General features: G+C 63.7%; 1 protein-coding gene. It reads right to left on the bottom strand.

Annotation, left to right across the window (positions count from 1 at the left end):
• Nucleotides 1-1176 (bottom strand): elongation factor Tu, encoded by a 1176-nt coding sequence (gene tuf, locus NNZ72_RS25350; protein ID WP_257318457.1) that lies wholly within the window; start codon nucleotides 1174-1176, stop codon nucleotides 1-3.

The raw sequence follows: 1176 nt of genomic DNA, 5'->3' as shown, positions 1-1176 counted from the left end.
TTACTCGACGATCGAGGCGACGATGCCGGCGCCGACGGTGCGGCCGCCTTCGCGGATGGCGAAGCGCAGCTTCTCTTCCATCGCGATCGGAACGATCAGCTCCACGTCGACCGTCACGTTGTCGCCCGGCATCACCATCTCCGTGCCTTCCGGAAGCGTCACGATACCCGTCACGTCCGTCGTGCGGAAGTAGAACTGCGGACGGTAGTTCGTGAAGAACGGCGTATGACGGCCGCCCTCTTCCTTCGTCAGGATGTAGGCTTCCGCCTTGAACTTCTTGTGCGGCTTCACCGAACCCGGCTTGCACAGGATCTGGCCCCGCTCGACGCCGTCACGGTTCACGCCGCGAAGCAGCGCGCCGATGTTGTCGCCCGCCTGGCCCTGGTCCAGAAGCTTGCGGAACATCTCCACGCCCGTGCAGGTCGTCTTCGTCGTCGGACGGATGCCGACGATCTCGATTTCCTCGCCGACCTTGATGATGCCGCGCTCGACGCGACCCGTAACGACCGTGCCGCGGCCCGAGATCGAGAACACGTCCTCGATCGGCATCAGGAACGGCTGGTCGATCGGGCGCTCAGGCGTCGGGATGTAGGCGTCGACCTCTTCCATCAGCTTGCGGATCGCGTTCTCGCCGATCTCCTTGTTGGAGTCTTCCAGGGCCGCAAGCGCGGAACCCTTGACGATCGGGATGTCGTCGCCCGGGAATTCGTAGGACGACAGAAGCTCGCGAACCTCGAGCTCGACCAGCTCCAGCAGCTCCGCGTCGTCGACCTGGTCGACCTTGTTCAGGAACACAACGATCGCCGGTACGCCGACCTGGCGGGCCAGCAGGATGTGCTCGCGCGTCTGCGGCATCGGGCCGTCGGCGGCCGAAACAACCAGGATCGCGCCGTCCATCTGCGCCGCACCCGTGATCATGTTCTTCACGTAGTCGGCGTGGCCGGGGCAGTCGACGTGGGCATAGTGGCGGTTCGGCGTCTCGTACTCGACATGCGCCGTCGAGATCGTGATGCCCCGCGCCTTCTCTTCCGGAGCCGCGTCGATCTGGTCGTACGCCTTGAACTCGCCGAAGTACTTCGTGATCGCTGCCGTCAACGACGTCTTGCCATGGTCAACGTGGCCGATCGTGCCGATGTTTACGTGAGGCTTAGTGCGCTCAAACTTACCTTTTGCCAT

This window comes from Shinella pollutisoli (assembly GCF_024609765.1).
Classification (GTDB): Bacteria; Pseudomonadota; Alphaproteobacteria; order Rhizobiales; family Rhizobiaceae; genus Shinella; species Shinella pollutisoli.
This window is presented reverse-complemented; position numbering and strand designations above follow the sequence as displayed.